The sequence below is a fragment of the Haladaptatus ordinarius genome (assembly GCF_054177595.1).
In genome coordinates this window covers 64999-71355 of sequence record NZ_JBPEHH010000015.1, presented here as the reverse complement: position 1 = coordinate 71355, position 6357 = coordinate 64999, and the positions used below count along the sequence as shown (strand labels likewise).

General features: G+C 60.2%; 8 protein-coding genes and 1 pseudogene. 3 read left to right on the top strand and 6 right to left on the bottom strand.

Going from position 1 to position 6357, the window contains the following annotated elements; genetic code table 11:
- Nucleotides 1–245: 245 nt before the first annotated feature.
- From ACR3FF_RS08085 to ACR3FF_RS08075, 3 genes and pseudogenes are all read right to left on the bottom strand, one after another.
- On the bottom strand, nucleotides 246–1022 hold the full coding sequence (locus tag ACR3FF_RS08085) for a hypothetical protein (RefSeq protein ID WP_458187479.1): 777 nt from the start codon (nucleotides 1020–1022) through the stop codon (nucleotides 246–248).
- Nucleotides 1000–1434 (bottom strand): annotated as a pseudogene (locus ACR3FF_RS08080) (cell division protein); the annotation flags it as partial. The gene ACR3FF_RS08085 and the pseudogene ACR3FF_RS08080, both read right to left, overlap by 23 nt.
- Before the next feature lie 218 nt (nucleotides 1435–1652).
- Nucleotides 1653–2549: a complex I NDUFA9 subunit family protein gene (locus ACR3FF_RS08075; protein ID WP_458187478.1), complete on the bottom strand. Its 897-nt coding sequence runs from the start codon at nucleotides 2547–2549 to the stop codon at nucleotides 1653–1655.
- Nucleotides 2550–2633: 84 nt separating this feature from the next.
- On the opposite strand from ACR3FF_RS08075, the gene tmk reads away from it, so the two are divergent.
- Nucleotides 2634–3227 carry a dTMP kinase gene (gene tmk / locus ACR3FF_RS08070; protein WP_458187477.1) on the top strand — a complete coding sequence of 198 codons (594 nt, stop codon included), beginning with the start codon at nucleotides 2634–2636 and terminating at the stop codon, nucleotides 3225–3227.
- A gap of 22 nt (nucleotides 3228–3249) precedes the next feature.
- Here tmk and ACR3FF_RS08065 read toward each other — a convergent pair whose 3' ends face one another.
- The 3 genes from ACR3FF_RS08065 to ACR3FF_RS08055 all read right to left on the bottom strand — a co-directional run bounded on the left by ACR3FF_RS08065 (nucleotide 3250) and on the right by ACR3FF_RS08055 (nucleotide 4541).
- Entirely contained in the window at nucleotides 3250–3612 is a 363-nt protein-coding gene (locus ACR3FF_RS08065) for a hypothetical protein (RefSeq protein ID WP_458187476.1), read from the bottom strand.
- Between the two features lie 10 nt (nucleotides 3613–3622).
- Nucleotides 3623–3964, bottom strand: coding sequence for a DUF7991 family protein (locus ACR3FF_RS08060; RefSeq protein ID WP_458187475.1), 342 nt, complete (start codon nucleotides 3962–3964; stop codon nucleotides 3623–3625).
- Between the two features lie 208 nt (nucleotides 3965–4172).
- The gene (locus ACR3FF_RS08055; protein WP_458187474.1) at nucleotides 4173–4541 is read right to left on the bottom strand and encodes a DUF5802 family protein; all 369 of its coding nucleotides are present in this window, start codon (nucleotides 4539–4541) and stop codon (nucleotides 4173–4175) included.
- Between the two features lie 151 nt (nucleotides 4542–4692).
- Here ACR3FF_RS08055 and ACR3FF_RS08050 point away from each other — a divergent pair, with 151 nt between their 5' ends.
- Nucleotides 4693–5346 (top strand): DUF1405 domain-containing protein, encoded by a 654-nt coding sequence (locus ACR3FF_RS08050; protein WP_458187473.1) that lies wholly within the window; start codon nucleotides 4693–4695, stop codon nucleotides 5344–5346.
- A gap of 104 nt (nucleotides 5347–5450) precedes the next feature.
- Nucleotides 5451–6356, top strand: coding sequence for a hypothetical protein (locus ACR3FF_RS08045; protein WP_458187472.1), 906 nt, complete (start codon nucleotides 5451–5453; stop codon nucleotides 6354–6356).
- Nucleotide 6357: the final 1 nt, after the last annotated feature.

The following is a 6357-nucleotide window of genomic DNA, read 5'->3' as shown; positions in this document are numbered from 1 at the left end:
TGCGTAAGCGACAGCTTCGCCTCTTGGCTGGACTGACGGCGCTCTCACTGGAGTGAGACCGCCGTCTTTGGTTGAATCATTCGCTCATCCGCGCCAGCTACTCTCGTCTCGCCCCAGAAACCGAGTCAGTAATCAGGAACGATGGGAACTACCGAGTATAGATACGGCAGAAAAACGCGTAACGTTACCGCTCGTGGAATATCCGGCCTTGCTATCGTCGGCAGTTGTCGAATACGTTGTCGGATTCATCCCCGCCCAAAAGGGCGAGGCTTTCTCCTCGAATTCACGTAACCGACCCCGCCGATGACGACGAGCGCCAGCACCCCGGTACCACCGTACATGAGCAGTTTGGTCGTCTGGGCAGACTCGTTGGCTTGCTTCGTGGCCGAGTTGGCGCTCTCTTTCGCCTTGTCCGCGAGGTTGCCCGCGAGTTCGAAGTTCTCGCCGTTGTAGGCCGTGATGGCGTCGTCGAGCGTACTCTCTGCATCCGACGTATCGGCACCGTTTGGTGCGTCGTCGATGGCCTCACGGGCCGTTTTGCTCTCGTCGGTGTGGTGGTTCGCCGTCCACGCCTCGATTTCGTCACTGTTCCCGCCATCACGCGACTGGCTCAGTTCGGCGACCGTGAACGCCTGCTGGTCCTCGAAGGTGAAGTTCTTGACTTCGGGGACGGTGCCGGTCACCTTCACCCGAACCTCGCTCGCGTCACTGTCGAGGCTGAGCGAGTGATCGAACGACTGCCCGTCGTAGGACTTCTTTTCCTTCTGGTTCCCCGCCTGGTCGTACGTCGTGACGGTCCACGTCACGTCGGTCAGTTCGGTTTCGCCGGCGAGATTCCACTGCTCGTACTCGTCGTAGAGGTCGGTTAGCGTGAACGTCCCGGTCACTTTCTCACCGACCGCCGCGTCGTCCGGAACGCCCTGCTGGTCGGTCGAAATCGCCGCAGCGGGAACGACTGCTGAGAGGGCGAGCGTGACGACGAGGAAGAGCGCTGTCAGGCTAGAACAACGGATCGAGTTCATTCTCATCATCCTCGACGAGACTTTCGAGGTTCGTCTCGCTCTCTTGTCGAATCTCTTTGATGTTGTCCTGTGCCCCGATGGCACCCTGCTGCAGTTCCTTGATTCGCAGCACGTTCGTTACGCCCGACAGCAAGACGACGCTGGCGACGTGCGGTTCGTTGACCGGGTAGTCGCCGCCCCGTACTTCCATACTGCCGGTCTGCTCCTCGAGCCACTTGCGACCGCGCTCGATTCCTTTTCGGTTCAGGTGCTCTGGCGGACCGCTCATTACGAGCAGTGCACGCTCCGTGCCCTGAATCTCGCAAGGGAGCGTCAGACGGCCGAGCGCAGCCTTTCGGACGAGGCTCGTGATTCGATTCGTCGTGTGGGCGGTGTCTTCGCTGTGTGCGCCACCGTTGTTGGTGAACCGAGAGCAATCATCGCGAGTTTCATTTTTCGATACAGTTCTTCGTTAATATAATATAAGTATAAATAAGGTTATAACTTTGTGGTGATGACTAATTTAGTAGAAAGACAATATGTCTCGAAATTCGCCGTACTGAACCGCATTATCGCCATATTTTATCGCGGTCAGGCACGTTTCATACACCCCTCTTTAAGTCTGGATATATCCACACTACATTTCTTCTGTCAATCGTTCGATTCGGATATAACCCCTAGATAATCTAGAAGTGTTGTCATTTCTTCGGGTTCGACTCCGAATTTTGTCACGTTGTTGTCGAGAACTGTGTTGTCGAACTTCAACGACCGGTACTGGTCTGCCCCCATCGGGAATCCCGGTATCGACTCGCCGACTTTCAGCCCCATGCCGACGAGGGCCATGGGAATCGGAACGACGGTGACGGACTGTCCGTCCGCTCCACGCACGAGTTTTCCCACCTCCGCGAGGGTCAGCACCTCCGGGCCGCCGATTTCGTAGACCTCGCCGTCGTGAGCGTCGTCCAGTCCGTCGGCGACCATCGGAACGAAGTCGCCCACCCAGATGGGCTGGAATCGCGTCTTTCCGCCCCCGGGAAGCGGTGCGAGGTAGGGGGGCGTGAGCTTCTTCGTGAACGAGAGGAACTCGCTTTCCTCACCGAAGACGACCGACGGGCGAAAGACCGTCCACCGAAGGTCGGAGTTCTTCACGACCTCTTCGGCCTGCCCTTTCGCCCGGATGTATTCGGTCGGGCCGGTCGGGTCCGCACCGAGGGCGCTCATCTGGATAATTTTGTCGACGTCGTGTTCTTCTGCGGCCTGCACGACGTTCTGCGTTCCACCGAGGTGAACGCTCGTGTGTGTCAGTCCGCGCGGCGGCTTGAACAGCGGTGAGAGCGAGACGAGATTGATTACCGCATCCTGGCCTTCGAAGGCGTCCTCGATGGACGCGAGTGCGGTCACGTCACCCATCGCCTCTTCGACGTCGTCGGGAAGCGACGCCTCGTCCGGGTTTCGAGCGAGCACCGTCACCTCGTGGTCTCGCTCGTCCAGCGTTCGAACGAGATTCCTGCCGATGAACCCGGTTCCACCGGTCACGAGAATCTTCATGGTTTCAGATACGTACACGTAAGGAGGTAAATCTACTTGCCCCGAAACCCCGAACGTTTTACCACTCACCCCGAACGTCCGGGTATGCTGATAACGCTGGAGGGACTGGACGGGAGCGGAAAGACCACCGTCTGGGAGACGCTCGGAGAGGAGTATCCCGACGCGGTGTTCACCCGCGAACCGACCGATTCGTGGTACGGCGAGGCGGTCGACCGCTCTATTGAAGACGACGACGCCGACCCCATCGCGGAGCTGTTTCTCTACACCGCCGACCACGCGGCCCACCTCGCGAACACCGTCCGACCGGCGCTGGACGATGGCAAACTCGTCATCTCCGACCGCTACTCGGACTCGCGGTACGCCTATCAGGCCGTGGCACTGGACGGCCACGTGACGCGACCGATGGAGTACATCGTCGGCATCCACAAACCGTGGACGCGACCGCCGGATTGTACCATCTACCTCGACGTCGACCCCGAAACCGGGGCGGCGCGAAGCGGTGCGACGAACAAGTTCGAGCAGGCTGGCTTCCTAGCACGGGTGCAGGCGAACTACGAGCGAATGATGGACGCAGAACCGGGACGATTCGTCCGCGTGGACGCCACCCAGTCCCCCGAGGAAGTCATCGAGAGCGTCGTCTCGACCATCGACCGCGTGACCGAAGCGGCAGACGAGTAGACCGCGAGCAAGTGAGTAGTTTTCACGCTCGAAATCGTACGTCCACCATGGCAGAGAGGGACGACGATTCGGGACTCGGGTTCACGCTCCCGCCGATACGCATTCCGCCGGTCTCGTTGCCGAGTCGGATTCGTCTCACCGTCCCGCTGTTCGAACGACCGGAGCGCCCGGAGCGGTCGAGTCGAATCCGAGTGAGCACGCGCGCCGTCTTCTTTGCACTGCTCGTCTTCGACGTACTGGACGTGCTGTTCGTGTTGCGTGGGTCGCCGGCGCCGTGGCTCCGAATCGGCTTCGGCACCGTCCTCACGGGTATCGTCGCCGGTCCCGCGGGACTCGCGTACCTCTGGGAGGGGGTCGCTGTCGCGATGGGCGGCGGTTGGCTCACCGTCGCCCCCTCAGCGACTCTGCTGTTCGCCGTTCGGCTTGCCTGGAACGTCGATTTCGTCGGGCGGGGGCATCCAGAAGAGGTCGATGGAGACGCCGAGCGTGAACGGCAGCACCCAGACGAGGATGAGCGCGGTGCCCGTATCCCTGATTCCGCTCCCGCCGAAGCCGACCACGCCACTCAACACGAGTGTCGTGGCGATGTAGACGAGCGGGACGAGCAACAAAGTGTACACGACCGCTCCCCAGCGCGTCGCGAGGCGAAGCCGGAAAAACCGGATGACGACCGCCGTGATGACGGTGTTGACGAGGATGATTACCAGGAAGCCGAGCGTCGTGGCGGCCGAGACCATACCGGAAAGTAGGATGTCATCGTTCTTTTGCGTACCGGATGCGGACTGCCCCGGGTTTCGTGACAGGATGACGGCGGTTCGGGCGACGCTGTCCCGGAGACGCCCCGTCTCGACGGTAGAAACGACGAGCGTAGAGTAAAACTAGCGTCCTTTAACTCCTTATTAAGAGTCGAAGGCGACGGTGTCGTCGCCGCATCTCGCTTTCGAGTTACACCGCCCCGTCCGTTCCGAACCCGGGGTGCCGACGCTGGAATCCCAGGAGCTGTTGGACGCGGTCCGCTTTCGCGAGCAGCACCTCTTTTAGCTCCGGAGGGTTCTCGATACGGGTCCCGTCCAGCAGGGAGTCGGGGACCGCGAGCGTCCGTTCGGGTATCCGTTCGTCTGCGTGAACCGAGAAGTGTTGCTGGTCGATTTTCATCACGAGCGGCCAGTCGAGACGCTCTACCCCCTCCCCGGAGGTGTACAGTGCTTGATTGACGCGCTCGTGGTCGTCCTGGGACATGACGGCGTAGTCTCCCTCGTGCGGTTCGACGTACAACCGTCCGAGATAGTAGCCGCTTGAAAACGTCTCGAACATGTGTGCCAATAACACTCACAGAGTAATAAGCATATAGCTGTTCCACAAAACACTTATATGGAAGTTCAAACCCCCCATATAAAAAAGTCTATGTACTCTGCTCGTCGACGGTGACAGCAGTGCTTTTACTCGTTCCCTACGGGATGCCGGTATGGTCCTGTCGGAGCGACACGCCCGCTACTATCTCGAGAACGCGCCGAGTCTGGTCTGGTTGCTCGTCGTCAACGCCGCCGCCATGCTCGTCGGTATCCGGTTTTACGTCGAGACGATGCCCGAAGTCCCGACGTTCCTCTGGCCGCTCTACGCCGACTCGCCCACCGCGCTCGCGCTCGTGACCGCCTCACTCGTGACGCTCCTCCCCAATCTCGGCAAGCGACTCTCAGATGCCCCCCAGAACCTCCCGCTGGCCTACCTCCACACGTTCGCGTTCGTCTGGTTGGTGAAGTTCGGCATCTGGACGTTCGTCGCGCTCAATCTCGGCTTCGGCGACTACTTCGGCCCGCCGTGGGACCCGGATGCTGTCTGGGACTACTGGGGTATCATCGTTACGCACCTCGCGTTCGTCGTCGAGGCGTTTCTCATCCCGCACTACGGGCGGACGACTCGCGGTGCGCTGGTCGCGGCGCTCGGGCTGGCACTGGTGAGCGACGTGCTTGACTACGGATACGTCCTGAACGCTGGATTCGCGTTTCACCCGCCACTCCGCTACGAACCGGGACTCTTGCTCCCCCTTGCAACAGTTCTTCTATCGTTTATGTCTGTTCTCGTAGCCCACCGCTCGTTCGAGCGATTAGGACACTCCTGATGGTATTTTAAACGCTCTCTTTGTCTCTCGTTCTCTCGTTTCGACCGCTGAACAGAACGAACGAATTACCGCCTTTTTAAGGAATGGGTGGTTATTGACGTTCGATGCATTCCCTTCGAGCCGTCTTGTTGGCGACGCTTACCCTCGTCGGGTTCGCCGTCGCGGTGCCGACTGCTGCCGCACCGACCGACCCCGCGGAGACGATGCCCCCGAGTTCGCTCCAGAACGAGCAAACCGCCTCCACACAGAACGGGTCGCTCGGTGCCGAGATTTCGTCGTTCATGCAGGTCAGTACGGCACAAACGGAAGGAACAGTAGACTCCGGTCTGTGGGTCGCCCGGTACAACGGGACGAACAGCAAGTCCGCACGAAAGAAACTCGTCGAAAAGCGAGTCGGCGACATACAGACTCGGATGGACGACCTTCGCGAGCGCAAGCAGTCGCTCGTCGAAGCCCGGAAGAACGGTGAAATCAGCACGCTCCGCTATCAGGCCGAGATGAGCGAGGTAATCGGCCAGATTCGCTCGCTCGAACACGCCATCAACACGACGAAACCACGTGCCATGGAAACTGGGACGAGCGTCGAGGATCTCCGTGAACTCGACAAACAGGCGAGCAACGTCGGCGGCCCCGAGGTGGCGGAAGTCGCACGCTCACTTCAGAGCGTCAAAGCACCTGGCAGGGACAACTCGACCCAGACGCCGGGCGTCGGAAACGGCAACGGCGGTGGGACGGAAAACGGTAACAGCGGCGGAGTCTCTGGCGTCGGGAACAACTCCTCCGTCGATAATGGAAACGGAAACGGCAACGGCGACGGAGTCGATGACGCCCTCGGAACTGGAAACAACTCCACCGTCGGCGTCGGCGCCGGTGACGGTTCTAGCACCGACCGCGGAAACGAACGTGACTCCCTCGAAAACGGCACCGGAAACAACGGTACCGACGGAACCCTCCCGTCGGTCGGTGACGCGTCGATTTCGCTCCTGGTCGGAACCGGTCTCATCGTCTAAC